This window comes from Winogradskya consettensis, assembly GCF_018332715.1.
GTDB classification, from domain to species: Bacteria; Actinomycetota; Actinomycetes; order Mycobacteriales; family Micromonosporaceae; genus Actinoplanes; species Actinoplanes consettensis.
Genome location: NZ_BOQP01000060.1, coordinates 25,456 through 45,155 on the forward strand (window position 1 = coordinate 25,456; position 19,700 = coordinate 45,155).

The window sequence follows — 19,700 nt, forward strand, 5'->3', positions numbered from 1 at the left end:
TAACGCTATGTGTCGTCCATTTCCACCGGGTTGCCGGAATCTGGACGGCAGCGGATTACTCCCCGTCGTCCTCGTCCTCGTCGTCCTCGACCAGCACCGGCTTCTTCGACATGGAGATCGTCGACACCGTGCCGTCCTCGGACATGTGCAGCAGTTCGTCGTCCGAACGGACCCGGCGGGCCTTGCGGGCCGCGAGCCGCTGGGCGGCGCTGGCGCGGTTGATGTCTTCCTCGAGCCGGCTGTCCGAGCCGCGCGGGCCGCTGATGTACTCGCCGGCGTTGGGCTGCCAGTCGAAGTCGAAGTCGGCGATGCGGACCGGGTCGCCGGCCTGCGCGCCCTTCTTGCCCAGCGCAGCCTCCACGCCGAGCCGCTCGAGACGGTCGGCGAGGTAACCGACGGCCTCGTCGTTGTCGAACATCGTCTGGCGGATCCAGCGCTCGACCTGGATGCCGCGAACGATCCAGACGCCCTCGCCGTTCTTGTCGATCGTGAAGCCCTTCTCGTCCACGGCGCGCGGCCGGACGATGGCACGGCTCGGCTCGATGGGCGGAGCGGCCAGGCGGTTGTTCTCCACGGCCTCGGCCAGCGCGTAGACGAGATCCTTGAGACCCTCACGGGTGACGGCGCTGACCTCGAACACCTGGTAGCCGCGGGCCTCCAGGTCGGGGCGCACCATCTCGGCCAGGTCGCGGCCGTCCGGGATGTCGATCTTGTTCAGAACGACCATGCGCGGCCGGTCCTCGAGCCCGCCGTAAGCCACCAGCTCCGCCTCGATGGCGTCCAGGTCGGCGATCGGGTCGCGCTCGATCTCCAGCGCCGCCGAGTCGAGCACGTGCAGCAGCACCGAGGTGCGCTCGATGTGACGCAGGAACTCCAGGCCCAGCCCCTTGCCGGTGGCCGCACCCGGGATCAGGCCCGGCACGTCGGCGACGGTGAAGGTCTTCTCGCCGGCCTGCACCACGCCGAGGTTCGGCACCAGGGTGGTGAACGGGTAGTCGGCGATCTTCGGCTTGGCCGCGGAGATCACCGAGATCAACGACGACTTGCCCGCCGACGGGAACCCGACCAGGCCGACGTCGGCGACGCTCTTGAGCTCGAGCACGACGTCGAGCCCCGCGCCGGGCTCACCGAGCTCGGCGAAGCCGGGAACCTTGCGGCGGGTGTTGGCCAGCGACGCGTTGCCGCGCCCGCCCCGGCCACCGCGGGCCACCTCGAACGTCGAGCCCTCGCCGATCAGGTCGGCGATGACCTCACCCTCGGGGCTCAGCACGACAGTGCCGTCCGGAACCTTCAGCTCCAGGTCGCCACCGTTGCCGCCGTCGCGGTTGGCGCCGGCGCCACCGGCACCGTTCTGCGCCTTGATGTGCGGGCGGAAGTGGAAGTCGAGCAGCGTGTGCTGCTGAGAGTCGACGACGAGCGTGATGCCGCCGCCGTGGCCGCCGTTGCCGCCGTCGGGCCCGCCCAGCGGCTTGAACTTCTCGCGCCGAACGGAGACACAACCGTGCCCGCCGTCTCCTGCCTGCAGGTGCAGTACGACCCGGTCGACGAACGTAGCCACTTCAGATCTCCCACTTCGACGCAATGTCTCCGCAAGGAGAACGCTCGCGAGTCACAACCTATGCCCGGAAATACGGCAGCGGGCCGAGGACCTCAGAAGGTCCACGGCCCGCTGTGATGCTGTGGTGCTGTGGTGCTGTGCGGCGCTACTTACTCTGCCGCAGCAGCGGCCGCGACCGGCACGATGCTGATGGTCTTGCGGCCACGGGTGTGACCGAAGAGCACGTTGCCGGGAGCGAGCGCGAACAGCGTGTCGTCGCCACCGCGGCCGACCAGGTCGCCCGGGTGGAACTTCGTGCCACGCTGGCGAAGAATGATCTCGCCGGCCTTGACGAGCTCGCCACCGAACCGCTTCACTCCGAGCCGCTGGGCGGCGGAGTCACGGCCGTTACGAGAGCTGGAGGCACCCTTTTTGTGAGCCATGGCGGTTCGTCCCTACTTCTTGTTGGAGATGCCGGTCACCTTGACGAGCGTCAGCGGCTGGCGGTGCCCCTGGCGCTTGTGGTAGCCGGTCTTGTTCTTGAACTTGTGGATCCGGATCTTCGGACCCTTGGTGTGATCGGCGATCTCGCCGGACACCGTCACGTTGGCAAGCTTGGCAGCGTCGGTCACCAGGTTGTCACCGTCGACGAGGAGAACCGCGGCGAGCTTCAGCGAGTCGCCGGGCTTACCCGCGAGCTTCTCAACCTCGATCACGTCGCCCTCGGCAACCTTGTACTGCTTGCCGCCGGTCTTGACGATCGCGTACATCGACGCGGACTCCCTGAGACTTGCGCAGCGAGAAAAATCCACTGCTTGGCGGATGTAACTGGCTCCCGGCGCCAAACGTCGCGCACGGAAACTCGAACTACATGAAAAATCAGCGCCGAAAAAGCGCCGTTAGATAGCGTACTTCATCAGCGGCTCGATGCTCAAACCGGGGAGAAGCTCAGGAGTTGCCGCAGGCCTTCGAGAGGGTTTCCTGCAGCCCCGCGAGCTTCTCTGCGTCCAGTTTACGCACGTCGCCCTTCAGAGTCGAAACCTGCTTCCCCATCGCGGTCAGCGCCCTCTTCAGCGCGGGGTCGCTGGTGAGCTTCGCCATATCCGCCAGGGCGTACGAATAGTTCTCGACGTCCCGGGTCGTCTTCTCCTTCGCCTTGGTGACCGCGTCGGCGTCCTGGGCGGACTGGGCGTCGATCAGCAGCTTGACGTCGGCGGCGAAGTTGCGTGCCGCCTCACCGCCGGTCTTGGCCGCCTGCGTGCAGATGGCTGCGGTGTCGCCCTTCAAGGCAGCGTCGCCACCGGACGAGGAAGCCGCCGCGGACGTAGCTGAGGTGGCCTCAGGCGCGCTGGAGACCACGCCCGCGGAGGGGGAGGCATCGGCCTGCGCGGGGGCCGCGGCCGAGTCGGAGGAGGAAGAGGAACAGGCACCGAGCAGAAGGGCACCGCTGAGAGCGGTGACACAGAGAAGGCGTCGCATGGGGATTCCGGGCTCCTGGGGAAAGGGGGATGAGCGAGGAGGCCCCGAGGGTAGCCGACATAGATCGCCGGATATGAGGTCGGGCGGCCCCAGCAGGAAGAACCTGCCCGGACCGCCCGATCTCAGCGTGCTTTCAGCTCAGTGCCCCCGGATCAGGGACGGGTACGCCGCCGCGAGCCACCGCGACGCGACCGGCGGCGACCGCCTGCTCCCGCGCCCACCGGCTCGTCGTCGTCCTCTTCCTCGTCACCCGCGGCGTCCGGGTCGTCGTTGCTGGTCAACTGCAACGGCTCCGCAGGCTCCGAGGGGTACGCGGACCCGTAACGCGACAGGTCGTACCCGCTGATGTCGTATTCGTCGTCGGCGTCGTTGCCGTTCACCGCCGGAGCCGGGGGCTGGATGACCCCTGAACCGACCGGACGCACGACACCGGACTCCCGCGGCGGAATCCCCGCGGTCTCGGCCACCGGGTCCTCCAGGGTCAGGTCCGAAGGCGCCTCGACCTCGACCTCGAACTCCTCCACGACGACGGCCTCGACCGGCGCCGGCTCGACCGGCGCGGAGTCGATGTTGCCACCGCGGCGACGGCGGGACTTGGTGGCGGGCTGCGCCACCGGCTGGACCGCGGGTGCCTCGACCCGGGGTGCCGCGGCGGCGACCGCCTTGACCTGGCTGCTGGCCGCGCCCACGGGACGCTTCTCGGTCACGGGCTCGGTGTGGATGACCACACCGCGGCCCTTGCAGTGGTCGCAGGTCTCGCTGAACGCCTCGAGCAGGCCCGCGCCGATGCGCTTACGGGTCATCTGGACCAGGCCCAGCGAGGTGATCTCGGTGACCTGATGCTTGGTCCGGTCCCGGCCCAGGCACTCGGTGAGCCGCCGCAGCACCAGCTCGCGGTTGCTCTCCAGCACCATGTCGATGAAGTCGATGACCACGATGCCGCCGATGTCGCGCAGCCGGAGCTGCCGCACGATCTCCTCGGCCGCCTCGAGGTTGTTGCGGGTGACCGTCTCCTCGAGGTTGCCCCCGGCACCGGTGTACTTGCCGGTGTTGACGTCGACGACCGTCATCGCCTCGGTGCGGTCGAACACGAGGTGACCACCCGAGGGCAGGAACACCTTGCGGTCCAGGCCCTTGAGGATCTGCTCGTCGATCCGCTTGTCGGCGAAGACGTCGCCGGTGCCGGTGTAGCGGTGCATCCGCTCCACGAGGTCGGGTGACACCGAGTCGAGGTAGTTCTCGAGCTCGCCGTACGCCTGGTCACCCTGCACGATCAGCTCGCGGAAGTCCTCGTTGAAGAGGTCCCGGACGACCCGGATCACCAGGTCGGGCTCCTCGGAGAGAGCGGCGGGCGCGTGCCCCTCGGCGGCCTTGGCCTGGATGTCCTCCCACTGCGCCTGCAGCCGCTTGACGTCGCGGGCGAGCTCGTCCTCGCTGGCACCCTCGGCGGCCGTGCGCACGATGACACCGGCGCCGTCGGGCACGAGCTTCTTGAGCACGTCACGCAGGCGCTTGCGCTCGTTGTCGGGCAGCTTGCGGCTGATGCCGGACGCGTTGCCGTTGGGCACGTAGACCAGGTGCCGGCCGGAGAGCGCGATGTGGCTGCTCAGCCGGGCGCCCTTGTGGCCCATCGGGTCCTTGGTGACCTGGACGAGCACGGAGTCGCCGGAACGCAGCGCCTGCTCGATCGAGCGTGCGCGCCCCTCGAGCCCGGTGGCGTCCCAGTTGACCTCGCCGGCGTACAGAACGGCGTTGCGGCCCCGGCCGACGTCAACGAACGCCGCCTCCATGCTGGGCAGCACGTTCTGGACCTTGCCGAGGTAGACGTTGCCGACCATGGTCCCGGAGGTGGTCCGCGACACGTAGTGCTCGACCAGGACGCCGTCCTCGAGCACGGCGATCTGGATCCGGTCGGGCTTCTGCCGCACGACCATGACCCGGTCGACCGCCTCGCGGCGGGCCAGGAACTCCGACTCGCTCAGGATCGGCGGCCGGGTCCGGCGCTGCTCCCGGCCGTCGCGCCGGCGCTGCCGCTTGGCCTCGAGCCGGGTGGACCCCGAAACACCCTGGACCTCATCGGTACGCCGGGGCTCGCGCACCCGCACGACGGTGTGCACGCCGTCCTCGACGCCACCGGTCTCCGTGTCGCCGGAGCCCTTGCGACGACGCCGGCGGCGACGCCGGGTGACCCCGTCGCCCTCGTCGTTCTCGTCGTCCTCGCTGTCGCCCTCGGCCTCGGCGTCGGACTCAGCGGTCTCCTCGCCGTCGGCAGCGGCGGATTCGCCCTCGTCGCCCTCGTCGGCGGGACCCTTGCCACGGCCACGGCCACGACGGCCACGACGGCGACGCCGGCGGCTGATGCCGTCCTCGTCCTCGTACTCCTCGGAGCCGTCCTCGACGTCGTCGGCGCTCTCGTCGGGGTCGTCGATCAGGGCCTCGGTGACCTCGGCCGAAGCGGCGGGCACCTCGACGGCGACCTCGTCGGCGTCGGCCGCGGCGGAACCCCGGCGACGGCGACGGCTCTTGCGGACACCCTCCACGGGCTCCTCGTCGGCGGAGACCGCGACGGGCTGGCTGGTACTGGTCTCGGGGGCCGTGCTCTCGGCCTCGTCCTCGATCGGGGCGGCCGGAGCCGCGGCGACGGGGGCGGCGGTGGAACCGCGGCGGGTCCGCCTGGTGGCGGGCTCGGCCTCGGCCTCCGGCGGCATGAACAGGACCGCCGGCGGCAGCGCGGCCTTGCGGCGGCGGCTGCGCGGGGCGGCGTCGTCCTCGATGAGCTCGCCGTCGAGCGGCAGCACGGCGATGACCGGCACGGGCTCGACGGGAGCTTCTTCTTCGGCCACGGGCTCGTCGGCCACGGGCTCGTCCTCGGCGGGAACCTCCGCAACCGGCGGCTCCTCTGCCTCGGCAGCGGGAACTGCCTCGGCAGCGGGAACGTCCAGGCCGGGGATCTCCTCAGGCGCGGCGGCAGCGGCCGGAACGGCCTTCTTCCGCGCACGGCTGCGGGTGGCCTTGACCGGCGCCGGAGCGGCAACCGGCTCGGCATCGCTGAGCAGGCTCTCCGCGACGGCAGCGGGGTCCTCGGCGACAGGCGTCTCCGCAGCGGCGGGGACGGCCTTCTTCCGCGCGCGACTACGGGTGGCCTTCACCGGGGCAACGGGAGCTGCCTCGGTCTCGCCGGTCTCGGCGTCAGGTGCCTCCGCCGGAGCGGCTGCCGCGGCGGCCTTCCTGCGGGGTGCACGCACACGGCGAGCGGGTGCGGTGGTCTCGGCGGCATCGACGGGAGGAGCAACTGCCTCGTCCCGTTCACCGCCCTGGGGCTCGTTTTCGAGCATGGGGCGCTCTCCAGTTCTGGCGGCCCCGGGCGCGGGTGAGCGCTGCCACGCAGGGTCGCCGCAAGTTTTTCGGTCCCGGCCCTCATCGGACGGGCTGCCGAAGTCTGCCAACGCGGGCGCCGACCGAACCGGCTAGCGCCCTCCGATGGTGGCGTCCTCGCGATCCGCGTCCAACGGATCGACGATCTCTCCCTGCGAGGTAAGCGAGCCTTGGGCCAGCCGGGTCACCCTGGGGGGCACCGGCGGCTCCAGGCCGGCCACCACACGCAGGCCAGACATGACGTCATCGGGTCGAACGGCGGGAGTGACCTGCCGCACGACAAGGTCGATTATCGCACACGGTGCCGCGTTGGCCTCGGAAGGTGCGCCAGACTCGTTGGTCACAGTGCAGAAAACAACCGGATTACGGGCGTCGAACACCCGCTTCCCCTGCTTCGTCATGCGCTCCACCAGCACTTCTTCGGCCGCGAGGAAGGCGGCGACCGCCTCGATAGCGACCTGCGTCTCAACCTGGGGAAGTTCGATTCGCCACTTGGACGCGTCGATGCGGTCGGCAAGGCTGCCGCCGCCCTCGGTCGCGACCACGGCGTCCAGCACGTCCAGGCCGGGCGAGAGTGCCGTATCCAGGGCCACCCGCAGCTGCGCCGCGTCGACCACGGTCTGCAGGCCGATCTCGAGGTATTCCGCCTCGCTGCCGACGCCGGTGGGCGCCGCACTCGCGTACGAGATCTTGGGGTGCGGGGTGAAGCCCTGCGAGAAGGCGATGGGTACGCCCGCCCGCTTCAACGCGCGCTCGAAAGCCCGCGCGAAGTCCCGGTGCGAGGTGAAACGCAGCGGTCCGCGCTTCGCGTAACGAAGGCGGATCCGCTGCACGACCGGGGCCTGACCGCCCACGGGCTGGTTCTTGGCGATGGTCCTAATCCTTAAATATCGATCTGGCCTGGGTTTTCCGCCGCGGGCAAACTCAGTGCGTATGCGCGGGCGTGGGGGTGCGCAGGCCGGCGACGGGGGTCAGGGGCAGCAGCTTCTTGCCGGTGGGGCCGATCTGGATCTCGGTGTCCATCGACGGGCAGACGCCGCAGTCGAAGCACGGGGTCCAGCGGCAGTCGTCCTGCTCGAACTCACTCTTGGAGTCCATCCAGTCCTGCCACAGCCAGTCCTTGTCGAGACCGGAGTCCAGGTGGTCCCAGGGCAGGACCTCGAGCTGCTCGCGCTCGCGGGTGGTGAACCAGTCGAGGTCGACGCCGAACTCCGGCAGAACCTCGGCGGCGGAATCGACCCAGCGGGCGTACGAGAAATGCTCGGACCAGCCGTCGAATCGTTGCCCTTTGTCCCAGGCTCGCCGGATTACCTTGCCGACCCGGCGGTCACCGCGCGACAGCAGGCCCTCGATCAGCGACGGCTCGCCGTCGTGATAGCGGTAACCGATCGCCCGGCCCAGCGACCGATCGCTGTTGATCTCCTGCTTGAGCATCCGGAGCCGGTTGTCGATGACCTCCGGGCGCTCCATGGCGGCCCACTGGAACGGGGTGTGCGGCTTGGGCACGAACGCGCCGATCGAGACCGTGCACTTGATGTCCTTGGTGCCGGTGGCGACCCGACCGGCCTTGATCACCTCGTGTGCCATCCGGCCGATCTGCAGCACGTCGTCGTCGGTCTCGGTGGGCAGCCCGCACATGAAGTACAACTTCACACTGCGCCAGCCGTTGGTGTACGCCGTGACGACCGTCCGGATCAGGTCCTCCTCGGTCACCATCTTGTTGATGACCTTGCGGATCCGCTCCGAGCCGCCCTCGGGCGCGAAGGTGAGCCCCGTCCGCCGCCCGTTACGGGACAGCTCCTGGGCCAGGTCGATGTTGAACGCGTCGACCCGGGTCGAGGGCAGCGACAGCGAGACGTTGGTGTCCGCGTACTGCTCGGCCAGGCCGGAGCACATGTCGCCGATCTCGGAGTGGTCCGCGCTGGAGAGCGAGAGCAAACCGACCTCGGAGTACCCGGAATACTCCAGGCCCTCCTTGATCATCTGGCCGACCGTGGTGATCGAACGCTCCCGCACCGGGCGGGTGATCATGCCGGCCTGGCAGAACCGGCAGCCCCGCGTGCAACCGCGGAAGATCTCCACGGCGTAGCGCTCGTGCACCGTCTCGGCGAGCGGGACCAGCGGCTTCTTCGGGTACGGCCAGGCGTCGAGATCCATGGTCGTGCGCTTGTTGACCCGGAACGGCACGTCGGGCCGGTTGGGCACCACCCGCTGGATCCGGCCGTCGGGCAGATAGTCCACGTCGTAGAAACGCGGGACATAGATGCTCTCGGTGCGCGCGAGCCGCAGCAGCAGCTCGTCACGGCCACCGGGGCGACCCTCGGCCTTCCACTCCCGGATGATCCCGGTGATCTCGAGGACGGCCTCCTCGCCGTCGCCGAGCACCGCGGCATCGATGAAGTCGGCGATCGGCTCCGGGTTGAACGAGGCATGCCCGCCGGCGAGCACGATGGGGTCGTCGATGCCCCGGTCGGCGCTGTCCATCGGGATGCCGGCCAGGTCGAGCGCGGAGAGCATGTTGGTGTAGCCGAGCTCGGTCGCGAACGACAGCCCGAGCACGTCGAAGGCCCTGACGGGCCGATGCGCGTCGACGGTGAACTGCGGGACGCCGTTCTCCTTCATCAGCGCTTCGAGGTCGGGCCAGATCGCGTAGGTCCGCTCGGCGAGCACGTCCTCCTGCTCGTTGAGCACCTCGTAGAGGATCTGGACGCCCTGGTTGGGCAGGCCCACCTCGTAGGCGTCGGGATACATCAACGCCCAGCGCACGGTGGTGGAGTCCCAGTCCTTGACGACGGCTCCGAGCTCGCCGCCCACATACTGGATCGGCTTGCTGACCCTGGGCAGCAGCTGTTCAAGCTGCGGAAAGACTGAGTTGACGCTCATGGGGCTCCAGGGTACGCGGTTTACCCGCCCAACTCGTCCGCGGCCCGCTCCAGATCGGTGGCCAGCAGGTCATCGCGGAAAGCGCACAGCTTCAGCGTCATCCGTGCCGCACCGGTCTCCCCGACCACGAGCCGGATCGGCGTGCCCGCCTGATCAAGATCACCGACGAGCGCATCGAGCAGCCGCACCCCGGCGCTGTCCAGGAAAGAGACCGCCGTCAGATCGATGAGCACGGCACCGCTGCGGCCGGTGTGCCGCACGATCTCCCGCCCGATCTCCGGGGCGTTGGCCAGGTCGATCTCGCCCGCGAGCCGGACCAGGTCGGCCGAGCCCATCTTGGCGAAGGTCACCCATTGCTGATCGGTCATCGCGCCTCCCGGCGGGTACGCCGCATCGTGACGGTCGTGCCGTCCCTGCGGTCGAAGTTCACCTGGTCCATCACCTGGCGGATGAGTCGCAGCCCACGACCGCGTGACACCTCACCGGTCGGGCCCTTCCAGTTGCCGCGGTCGGTCACCTCGACCTCGATCGCCGCGGCGGAGATCGTCGCGGTCACGTCCACGATGCCGAACGGGTCGTTGCGGTACCCGTGCTCGATCGCGTTCGCGACCGCCTCGGAGCAGGCCAGCAGCACCGCCTGGGTGCTGTCGTCGTCGACGTCGTGCGAGACCAGCCACCCCCGAAGATCTTTCCGGAGCAACGCGATCTGTACGGGGTCCGCGCCGATCGACCGCTCCAGCCGCTCCTCCGTGCCGAGCGAGAGACACAGCAGGCACACGTCATCGGGATGGTCCCCGCCGACGAGGGTCTGCGCCAGGCCCTTCGTCAGCCCGGGCAATGGCGAGTCACGCCGCCCCGCGTACGTTCGGGCGAGCACCTCGAAGCCCTTGTCGATGGGCCGGGTGCGGCGCTCGATGAGCCCGTCGGTGTAGAGCAGCAGGCGGCTGCCCGGCGACAGCGGCACCCGGTGCTCGATGCGCGCGGTGCTGCCGGCCCGGGAGCCGATCGCGCCCGACCGCGCGTCGAGCAGGTATCGCGGGGAGCCGCCCGGCTCGGTCAGCAGCGGCGGCAGGTGACCGGCACACGCGTACGTCATCTCGTTGGTCGTGAGGTCGACCTCCGCGTAGGCGACCGTGGCCATCCGCGCGGACTCGACCCGGTCGACGAAGCGGTCGAGCCGTTCGAGCAGCCGGGCCGGTCCCGCCTCCGCGGAGGCCAGCGCCCGGATCGCACTGCGCAGCTGACCCATGGTCGTGGCCGCGTCGATACCCCGCCCGACCACGTCACCGACCACCACCGCGAGCTTGTCCTGCGTGATCAGGAAGGCGTCGAACCAGTCGCCGCCGACCTCCAGATCCTGCGCCGCGGCCTGGTAGTGGGTCTCGACCGCGAAGCGCGGATCGCTGGGCAGGTCCCCGGCGAGCAGGCTGCGCTGCAGGGTCCGGGCGATGGCCCGTTCCTGCTCGTAGAGGCGGGCGTTCTCCAGTGCCAGTCCGGCACGGTCGGCCAGGTCGCTCAGGAAGGCGGCTTCGGCAGCAGCTGTACGCCGGCCGGGCGCCATCCGTAACGCCAGCGTCCCGAGCACCTTGCCACCCGCGGTCAGGGGCAGCACCGCACAGTCGGGATCCGCCCCGACATCGGTGAACTCGGCTTTGCCGTTGGCGACCACGATCGCGACGCGTTCGGCGAGCCGCACCTGGTCGGGCGCCGGCCCACCGGCGTCGGCGAGCAGACCGGCCGGGCCGATCTGCAGGCGCACGGCGGCCCACTCGGCGATCGCCGGCACCAGCCGCTCGACCAGGTTGCGGGCGCGCGGCATCAGCCGGTAGGGCTCCTCGAGGGCGCGTGTGGTCTCGGCGAGGAACATGGCGCGGGCCTCCCGGCGGCCCGCGTCGTCGTAGAGCCGGGCCCGGTCGAGCGCCTGCCCGGCCTGGTGACCGAGCAGCCGTACGACGCTGAGCTCCGGTTCGTCGAGCTCGCGTTCCTCGGTGAACCCGAAACTGAGCACGCCCAGCACCTCGGCGCCGATCGTCTCCCCGGCGAACCCGGTGGTCAGCGGCAGCAGCACGGCGGATCGGATGCCGGTGCGCCGCATGGTGTCGGCGAGCTCCGGGAAACGCTCCTCGGCCGCGGCGATCGTGGGCACGACGTGCAGGTCGCCGCGGCGGGCCACCTCCGCGATCGGACGTGAGGAGGAGCACGGGATGTCGTCGCGGGCCGGACCGTCCGGATCGGTGCTGGCGACCGCCGTCAGCTGGTCCCGGTCGGGGTCGACGAGCCACACGTTGCAGAACGCCGCGTCGAACGCGGCCGCGGGCGCGCGCACGACGGCACCGGCGACCTCCGCCGCACTCGGCGCAGCCGAGAGCTCCGCGACCACCTGCTGCAGCGCTCGCACCCGCAGCTCGGAAGCCTCGGCGGTGCGCCGCGCCTTCAACAGCTCCTTCTCGTAGCCACGACGCTCGGTGGCGTCGAAGACCATGGTCCGGATGGCCCGGGGATGCCCGGCGGGGTCCCGCCCGAGCACGGAGTTCACCAGCGTCGGCAGCCGGCGCCGGTCGGCACAGACCACGTCGAAGGCAACCTCGTGCACGTCACCCTGCATGGACAGCAGCGGCGCGTAATGCGTCTCGTGATAAATCTTGTCACCCGGACTGAGCAGGTCACGGAACCGTTTCCGGCCGACCAGCTCGGAACGTTCGTAACCGGTCCAGGCGAGAAACGTCTCATTGACCCTGACGATCGTTCCGTCGGGCAGCGTCGTCAGGTAACCGCAAGGGGCGTGCTCATACAGGTCACCCGGATCCTCTTCCCATGGCACGCGCAAATCCTGCGTCACTTCCGGCACATCACCGCCGCTTTCCGCCATAGCTCTCAGATGTAGCCCTTGATAGCGGCGACCGTCTCGGCGGGCGCGCTGAGGTTCGGGCAATGCCCGGTCGCGTTCATGGCCACCAGTGTGCTCCCTCTCAGATGCTCGTGAACATAGTCACCGACCACCGCGGGAGCGATCACGTCATCGGTGCACTGCAAGATCAAGGCAGGCGTACGCAGTTTAGGCAGGTCGTCGCGGTTGTCCGCCGTGAAGGTCACGAAGGCGAACTTCCTGGCGATCTCCGGATCGGTCGCACAGAAGCTGTTGGTGAGCTCCGCACCCAGCTCCGGCCGGTCCGGATTGCCCATGATGACCGGCGCGATCGCACTGGACCAGCCAAGATAGTTACTGTCGAGCGACGCGAGCATCTCCTCGACATCGGTCTTGGCGAAACCGCCCACGTAGTCCCCGTCGTCGATGTAACGCGGCGACGGTCCGATCAGGACAAGTTTGGCGAACCGCTGCGGCTCCCGGATCGCGGCGAGCACCCCGATCATCGCGCTGACCGAGTGCCCGACAAAAATCACATCCCGCAGGTCAAGGTCGTGAATGATCTCCAGCACATCGGACGCATAGCCCTCGAGATTCGAATACCGTTCCTCCTCGTACGCGCGGAGGTCCGATTTCCCGGCCCCCACATGATCGAAGAGCACCACGCGATGCGTACCCGCGAACTCAGGCGCCACATAACGCCACATGTTCTGATCGCAGCCGTACCCATGCGCGAAGATCATCGGCTGTCCATCAGCCGGCCCCTCCACACTGATGGCATGCCGCTGAGTCGTATTCATGTCCGGATCACCACCGGGTCACCATACGACTCCACACCGTCTCGCACATCGCCCCCGCTGTCCGTCTTTCCGCGACGTTTTTCTCCAAATTCCGCCTCCCCCCGATGTCACGCTGATCAATAGCCCCGATCACCAGCCCCCGAAGAACTGGCACACCCCCTCTAACCTGGGCAAGGACACCAGGCCGCGCCGAGGAAGGGAGACCGACACCGATGACCGCCCCCCACCCGGACCCCGACCCCACGGCCCGGACCCCGAACACCCATCCCCAGAACACCCACCCCCAGAACACCCCGCCGCCTGCCGGGCCCCCCGCCCCGGCGCCGGCCCCCGCAGCACCCGCCTCGGCCCCTGCCGCACCGGCCGATCCCACCCTTGCCGCACCCGCTGAACCCAACCAGGCCCCTGTCGCAGCGCCACACCCGACGGCAGTCACCGAGTCCGAGCCGACGACGACCAACCCCACGACTACCGCGCAAAGAGTCGAGCCGGACCCTTCCCCCAATCCCCCCGAACCCCCCACAACCCCCGCGTCCCCGGTCTCCCCGGCCCCGGCCACCAACCCGCCTTCCGCCACCGCTGCGGTGGACAGCAAGACGGCCGCGCAGAGCGAGACCCCGGCACACGGCGACCCCACCGCCCAGAGCGACACTCCAGCGCACAGCGAGCCCACCGCCCAGAGCCAGACTCCGGCGCACAGCGAGCCCACCGCCCAGAGCGACACTCCGGCGCACAGCGAAACCGCGGCGGCCGAAGACCTCGCGCCCTCCGCGGCTGAAAACCTCGCGCCCTCCGCGGCCGAAGACCTCGCGCCCTCCGCAGACAAGGCCGAGCCCGCGACGGCGCCGACCGAGGAAGCCCCGCAGCGCTGGAGCGGCTCCGCGGCGGTGCCCGCCCACGTACCGAAAAAATCCCGCTGGTCCCGCCGAATCCCCGAGGACCTGGCCCCCGCAGCCGACCCCTGGGCGGGCAACGACGACTGGCCGTCGATGCCGGCGGTCGACCCCTGGGCAGACCACGACACCCCGATCGACGTCCTGACCCCCTTCCCCGAAGCCATGCCCCCGACGCGCATCGACCCCCCAGCCGACCTCCCCCGAACCCGCCTGGACTCCCCCGCCGCCCTTCCCCCCACCCGCCAGGACCCCGCGGCAGCCCTCCCCCCGACGCGCCAGGACCCCGCAGCAGCCCTCCCCCCGACCTCCCAGGACCCCGCAGCCGCACTTCCCCCGACGCGCCAGGACCCCGCGGCAGCCCTTCCCCCCACCCGCATCGACCCACCCGCCCCGTCGGCCTGGGTCCCCCCACCAGCCCCGGCCGCCCCCACAGCCCAATCCCCCAACCCTCAGCCCCCGACCGCCCAGCGCCCGGTCGCGCAGCCCCAGACCAGCCAGCGTCAAGCCTCACAACCCCCGACGGCCCAGCGCCCCACCCCCGCACCCCCACCCGCAGCCTGGGCCCCGCCGCCCACCGCAGCACCCACACCCCAGGCCCAGCCCACACCCCAGACCCGGCCCCAACCCCCGGCGCCACCCACCACCCCGGCGCCGAAAGAGTCCGCCCGAAAGCGCAAACGCCGCGAAAAGGCGTCAGCCAACCGCGTCCCGGTCCAGCCCCGCACCCCACCGGTCCCGCCCCAGTACGTGCAGCGTGCCAAACCCCCACCCGCACGCCCTCCAGCCGCACGCCCCACAGCCCCGCCCCCGATGGCGAAGCCGCGGCGCAAGCGTCGCCGTGGCCGCCGGTTCCTCGCGTTCCTCCTGCTCAGCACGCTCTGCTGCTGCGGCGTGCCGTACTACCTCATGTCCCCGGTCTCCCAGCAGTTCCCCGTCACCGCCGAACTCCCGCAGACCGTCGGCGACCTCGATCTGCGCGGCGACACCGACGGGCAGAGCGCTGTTGACCGCCTGACAGATGACCTTCAGGGCACCGCGCTGGTCGACGCGAAGCCGTTCGCCGGCGTGTATTCGGACAATGACGGGAAGCGGGTCACGGTCTTCGGAACCACTGGCCTGAGGCTGCGCCCGGAGGCGGATGTGGAGGCCGAGCTCGCGCATCTGGCCGGGGATTACCAGATCAGCGACGTTCAGGCGTACGACATGGGTGTCAGTGGGGTGCACGAACGCTGCGGCGTCGGACGCTCCGACGGCAAGTCGGTGGTGGTGTGTGCCTGGGCCGATCTCGGCAGCCTGGCCACAGTGGTCTTCACCCGCCGTTCGGCCGACGACAGCGCCCAGCTGACCAGCGACCTGCGTACCGCCATCCTGAACCCGCGTTTCAGCACCGCGAACCTGGACGGCCTCGTCTGAGCTCCGACCAGCGCAAACCCTGATAGAACGGCATCATGACCAGGCGCTGGTTGTTCGCCGATCAACTCGGCCCGCACTTCCTCGACGAGCCGGGCCAGCCCGTGCTGCTGGTCGAGTCCAAGGCTGTCTTCCGCCGCCGCGCGTTCCACCGCCAGAAAGCCCACCTGGTGCTCTCGGCGCTGCGCCACCGCGCGGCCGAATTGAAGGACCAGGCTCATCTGGTACGCGCGGAGACGTACGCCGAAGCGGTCCGCGCGACGGACGACCCGCTGAGCGTGTGCCACCCGACGTCCCGCGGCGCCCGGGACCTCGTCCGCAGGCTCGGGGTGGAGGTGCTGGCGCCGCGCGGGTTCGCCACCTCCCCGCAGGACTTCACAGCTTGGGCAGCGAGCCGGCGTGGCCTGCGCATGGAGGACTTCTACCGGGACGCGCGCAGGCGGCACGGCATCCTCATGGAGGGCGCCGAGCCCGCCGGCGGCAGCTGGAACCTCGACGCGGACAACCGGGAGCCACCTCCGCGCGGCGCCCGGCACCTCGACGTCCCCGAGCCGCCCGGCATCACGGAGGACGAGATCGATCACGGCGTACGCGAGGACCTCGATCGGTGGCAGCGTGACGACGGCATCGAGTTCATCGGCAGGGACGGCCCCCGGATGTTCCCCGCCACCCGCCAGGAGGCACTCGCCCGGCTGCGGCACTTCGTCACGCACCGGCTGCCGATCTTCGGGCCCTACGAGGACGCGATGCTGGCCGGTGATCCGCTGATGGCGCACAGCCTGCTCAGCGCCCCGCTCAACCTGGGCCTGCTCGACCCCCTCGAGGTCGTGGAGCGGGCCGAGGCCGCCTACCGGTCCGGGGCAGCGCCGCTGAACAGCGTGGAGGGCTTCGTCCGGCAGATCATCGGCTGGCGTGACTTCGTCTGGCACCTGTACTGGCACTTCGAGCCCGGCTACCACCGCTCGAACAAGCTCGGGGCGACGACCCCGCTCCCGAAGTGGTTCACCGAACTGGACGCGGACGCGGTGGAGGCCCGGTGCCTCTCGGATGTGCTCGCCGGCGTACGCGATCGGGGCTGGGTGCATCACATCCCGCGCCTGATGGTCCTCGGCAACTACGCCATGCAGCGCGGATGGCGTCCCGGGGCGATGGCGGACTGGTTCCACCGGGCGTTCGTCGACGGCTACGAGTGGGTCATGACCGCGAACGTCGTCGGCATGAGTCAGTACGCGGACGGCGGCCGGATGAGCACCAAGCCGTATGCGGGCGGCGGCTCCTACGTGAACCGCATGAGCGACTACTGCGGCGGCTGCCGCTACGACCCCAAGGTGCGCGTCGGCGAGAAGGCGTGCCCGTTCACGGCGGGCTACTGGTCCTTCCTCGAACGTAACGAGGCAGCGCTGAGCGGCAACCACCGCATGGGTCAGCCGCTGCGGGGCCTCCACCGGCTGACCGACCTGGAGGCGCTGGTCGAGCAGGAAAAGGCCCGCGGCAGCCGGGCGCCCTAAGCTCCTTCGCGCTTGGGTGCGTAGCGCGGCACGTACTCCTGGCCGGTCAGCTTCTGGATCTCGCCCATCACCTCGTCGGTGAGGGCACGCTGCGAGCTGCGGTCGTCGGGGCGCCCGGCGGTGTCGATCGGCTTGCCGAAACGCACAGTGACCTTGCCCTTGCCGAGCTTGGGCAGCATCTGCCCGATCGGCTGGACCTTGTCGGTGCCGAGCATGCCGACCGGGATGATCGGTACGCCGGCCGCGATCGCGAGCCGCGCCACGCCCGTCCGCCCGCGGTAGAGCTTGCCGTCCGGTGAGCGCGTCCCCTCGGGGTAGACGACGACCAGGTCACCGGCCTTCAGCACCGGGATCGCGCCGTCGAACGCCGCCAGTGCCGCACGGCCACCCGCGCGCTCGACCCTGATCGCGCCGAGCCCGTTCATCAGGAACTTCGAGAACGGCCGCTCGAAGTACTCCTCCTTGGCCCAGAACGCCAGGTGGCGGGGTACGACGGAGCCGAGGAAGAGCTCATCGGCGACGGACAGATGGTTGCCGGCGAAGATCGCGCCGCCGGTCGCCGGGATGTTCTCCAGGCCTTCGACGTGCGGCCGCCAGCCGACCGTCATCGCGGTTCCGACTGTGAGTTTGCCGATCGAGTAGAGCAGCGGCAACGTGTTCCTCCGGCGGGGACTGCAGTGGTGGGGGCGGTAGGACATTATCCGACGCCGGAGCCGGACCTGCTGGCGAGCATGGGTGCCAGGCTCGGTATTTACGCAAATACCGAACCTGGCGGGCGCTCTACCGGTGCCCTCGGGGCGCCGTGAGCGTCGTGTTCCAGAGCGAAACCCCGTCCCGGTCCCGCAGATCGACCCGCAGTTCACCGGTACGCCCGTCGATGCGTACCTCTCCGAAATGCTGGAAGCCCTCCGCCGGGGAAGCGTTCGCGACCGGCGGGGTGTGGATGAACGCCGTGTTCGGTCCGAACGTCGCGTCGAGGGCGTTGGGCCCGAACGCCCCCGCGTGCGCCGGCCCGGAGACGAACTCCCAGAACGGCGTGAAGTCCTGCACCGCCGCCCGCGCCGGGTCGTAGTGGTGCGCCGCGCTGTAGTGCACGTCCGCGGTCAGGAACACGATCCCGGTCACGCCCGCCCGGTGCGCCGCCTGCAGAACCTGAGCGAACTCCAGCTCACGGCCCTTGGGCGCACCCGGGTCGCCCTGCGCCACACCCTCCTGGGCGGTCGCGCCGTCCGGCACCACGATGCCCAGCGGCAGGTCGTTGGCGATGACCTTCCAGGTGGCCTTCGAGCTCTTCAAGCCGTTGATCAGCCACTCCCGCTGCGCGGTGCCGAGGAGACCACGGTTCGGATCCGCGTACGTGTTGGCGTCGTTGACGTCCTTGAAGGTCCGCATGTCGAGAACAAAGACGTCCAGCAACGGCCCGTGCGAGATCTTGCGGTGGACCGGCCCGCTCTTCGACGGGATCGGAACCCATTCGTGGTACGCCTGGTGAGCGCGAGCGGCGAGCACATCCACCCGCTTCTCCGTGTAGCGAGCGTCGTCCAGGATCTCGCCCGGGTACCAGTTGTTCAACACTTCATGGTCGTCCCACTGGTTGATCTGCGGGACCTCCGCGGCGAACGCCTTGTAAGCATCGTCGAGCAGGTTGTACGCGTACTGACCGCGGTATTCCTTGAGGGTCTCGGCGACCTTGGACTTCTCCTCGGTCACCAGGTTCCGCCAGATCCGCCCGTCGGGCAGCGTCACCCGCTCGACCAGCGGCCCGTCCGCATACACGGTGTCCCCGCTGTGCAGCAGGAAGTCCGGCCGCCGCCGGCGCATCGACTCAAAGATCTTCAGGCCACCGTACGCGGGATCGATACCCCACCCCTGCCCCACCACATCACCCGTCCACACGAACGACACGTCCTGCTTCCGGGTCGGCGCGGTACTCAGCTCCCCCCGCACCGGAACACTGAACAGTCCGGGCCGGTCCAGGCTCTCCACGCGTACCGAATAGAACAGCCGTTCGCCCGCCGGAAGCCCACGCAAACGCACCTTGCCGGTCAAATCCGTCTCAGGAGTAAGAATCGGCCCCCGAACCCGCCGAGCCCCCTTCAGATCAGGCCGCCGACTCACCTCCACCCACATGCGCCCCGGCCGATCAGCTCGCGTCCACACGATCGCCGACTCCGCCGTCGCGTCCCCGCTCTGCACCCCGTGACTGATCACAGGCCGCGCCGCACCCAGAGTTAGGTTGCGGGCAATTAAATTGCGCACAACCTTTTCGTCGGGCAGGGATTCCGGCAGGGCCGAGGAAACAGCAAGGGCCGGCACGGCCGGAAGGGCGCTCAGCACCCCACCAGCCAGGCCGGCCCGCAGAAGATTACGTCTGTCGATCAAGGTCATGACGGAGGTCTATCCCTCCGACATGAATCCCGGGTTAGAGCTTGGGGAACCAGAGCGCAAGCTCGCGCTTCGCGCTGTCCGCGCCGTCGGAGGCGTGGACCAGGTTCTCCCGGTTGGACAGCGACAGGTCGCCACGGATCGTGCCGGCGGCGGCCTTGCGCCCGTCGGTGCTGCCGATCATCTCGCGGACCACGGCGATGACCTCGTCACCGGAGAGCACCAGCGCGGCCAGCGGGCCACTGGTCATGAACTCCTTGAGCGGCGGGTAGAACGCCTTGTCCACGTGCTCGGCGTAGTGCTGGTCGGCCAGCGCGGCGTCCATGGTGCGCAGCTCGAGCGCCTCGATCACGAGACCCTTGCGCTCGAACCGGCCGAGGATCTCCCCCAGCAGGCCGCGCCGCAGCGCATCGGGCTTGATGAGCACGAGCGAGCGCTCGACGGCAGGGGTGGTCACTGGCGATGCCTCCTGAACAGCTTGACACGCCGGGGTTCGGCGTTTGCCGAGCTTATCGGTACCGGAATTCGCCCCCGTGCCCTTCCCCCGGCTCGGCACTTTCC

Annotated in this window: 15 protein-coding genes; 2 read left to right on the top strand and 13 right to left on the bottom strand. The window is 69.7% G+C overall.

The genetic code is table 11. The features are described from left to right. Nucleotides 1–55 precede the first annotated feature (55 nt). The 10 genes from obgE to Aco04nite_RS44970 all read right to left on the bottom strand — a co-directional run bounded on the left by obgE (nt 56) and on the right by Aco04nite_RS44970 (nt 12,883). Nucleotides 56–1,558 (bottom strand): GTPase ObgE, encoded by a 1,503-nt coding sequence (gene obgE / locus Aco04nite_RS44925; protein ID WP_213003302.1) that lies wholly within the window; start codon nt 1,556–1,558, stop codon nt 56–58. 149 nt (nt 1,559–1,707) lie between these two features. Beyond that, the gene (rpmA, locus tag Aco04nite_RS44930) at nt 1,708–1,980 is read right to left on the bottom strand and encodes a 50S ribosomal protein L27 (RefSeq protein WP_203841431.1); all 273 of its coding nucleotides are present in this window, start codon (nt 1,978–1,980) and stop codon (nt 1,708–1,710) included. Between the two features lie 12 nt (nt 1,981–1,992). Continuing rightward, nucleotides 1,993–2,307, bottom strand: a complete 315-nt coding sequence (gene rplU / locus Aco04nite_RS44935; RefSeq protein ID WP_203841432.1) for a 50S ribosomal protein L21 — start codon at nt 2,305–2,307, stop codon at nt 1,993–1,995. A gap of 178 nt (nt 2,308–2,485) precedes the next feature. Next, nucleotides 2,486–3,016, bottom strand: coding sequence for a hypothetical protein (locus Aco04nite_RS44940; RefSeq protein ID WP_213003303.1), 531 nt, complete (start codon nt 3,014–3,016; stop codon nt 2,486–2,488). Nucleotides 3,017–3,168: 152 nt separating this feature from the next. After that, nucleotides 3,169–6,351 carry an Rne/Rng family ribonuclease gene (locus Aco04nite_RS44945; RefSeq protein ID WP_213003304.1) on the bottom strand — a complete coding sequence of 1,061 codons (3,183 nt, stop codon included), beginning with the start codon at nt 6,349–6,351 and terminating at the stop codon, nt 3,169–3,171. 132 nt (nt 6,352–6,483) lie between these two features. Further along, nucleotides 6,484–7,224: a TIGR03936 family radical SAM-associated protein gene (locus Aco04nite_RS44950; protein WP_213003318.1), complete on the bottom strand. Its 741-nt coding sequence runs from the start codon at nt 7,222–7,224 to the stop codon at nt 6,484–6,486. 91 nt (nt 7,225–7,315) lie between these two features. Continuing rightward, nucleotides 7,316–9,274, bottom strand: a complete 1,959-nt coding sequence (locus Aco04nite_RS44955; protein ID WP_213003305.1) for a TIGR03960 family B12-binding radical SAM protein — start codon at nt 9,272–9,274, stop codon at nt 7,316–7,318. Nucleotides 9,275–9,294: 20 nt separating this feature from the next. Then, nucleotides 9,295–9,642 carry an STAS domain-containing protein gene (locus Aco04nite_RS44960; RefSeq protein ID WP_213003306.1) on the bottom strand — a complete coding sequence of 116 codons (348 nt, stop codon included), beginning with the start codon at nt 9,640–9,642 and terminating at the stop codon, nt 9,295–9,297. Further along, nucleotides 9,639–12,095 carry a SpoIIE family protein phosphatase gene (locus Aco04nite_RS44965; protein WP_244876760.1) on the bottom strand — a complete coding sequence of 819 codons (2,457 nt, stop codon included), beginning with the start codon at nt 12,093–12,095 and terminating at the stop codon, nt 9,639–9,641. The genes Aco04nite_RS44960 and Aco04nite_RS44965 overlap by 4 nt, the downstream gene beginning before the upstream one ends. 53 nt (nt 12,096–12,148) lie before the next feature. Beyond that, nucleotides 12,149–12,883, bottom strand: coding sequence for an alpha/beta fold hydrolase (locus tag Aco04nite_RS44970; protein WP_308161735.1), 735 nt, complete (start codon nt 12,881–12,883; stop codon nt 12,149–12,151). A gap of 269 nt (nt 12,884–13,152) precedes the next feature. Between Aco04nite_RS44970 and Aco04nite_RS44975 the strand changes: the two genes are divergently transcribed. Then, nucleotides 13,153–15,249, top strand: coding sequence for a hypothetical protein (locus Aco04nite_RS44975; protein WP_213003309.1), 2,097 nt, complete (start codon nt 13,153–13,155; stop codon nt 15,247–15,249). A 35-nt stretch (nt 15,250–15,284) separates the two neighbouring features. Beyond that, on the top strand, nt 15,285–16,754 hold the full coding sequence (locus Aco04nite_RS44980; protein ID WP_213003310.1) for a cryptochrome/photolyase family protein: 1,470 nt from the start codon (nt 15,285–15,287) through the stop codon (nt 16,752–16,754). Here the strand turns inward: Aco04nite_RS44980 and Aco04nite_RS44985 are convergent. From Aco04nite_RS44985 to ndk, 3 genes are all read right to left on the bottom strand, one after another. Then, a complete protein-coding gene (locus Aco04nite_RS44985) occupies nt 16,751–17,407 on the bottom strand; it encodes a lysophospholipid acyltransferase family protein (RefSeq protein WP_213003319.1) in 657 nt (218 codons plus the stop codon). The two genes, Aco04nite_RS44980 and Aco04nite_RS44985, sit on opposite strands and share 4 nt — an antisense overlap. A gap of 127 nt (nt 17,408–17,534) precedes the next feature. After that, entirely contained in the window at nt 17,535–19,142 is a 1,608-nt protein-coding gene (locus tag Aco04nite_RS44990; RefSeq protein WP_213003311.1) for an alkaline phosphatase D family protein, read from the bottom strand. A 34-nt stretch (nt 19,143–19,176) separates the two neighbouring features. Next, nucleotides 19,177–19,596: a nucleoside-diphosphate kinase gene (ndk, locus tag Aco04nite_RS44995; protein WP_213003312.1), complete on the bottom strand. Its 420-nt coding sequence runs from the start codon at nt 19,594–19,596 to the stop codon at nt 19,177–19,179. Nucleotides 19,597–19,700: the final 104 nt, after the last annotated feature.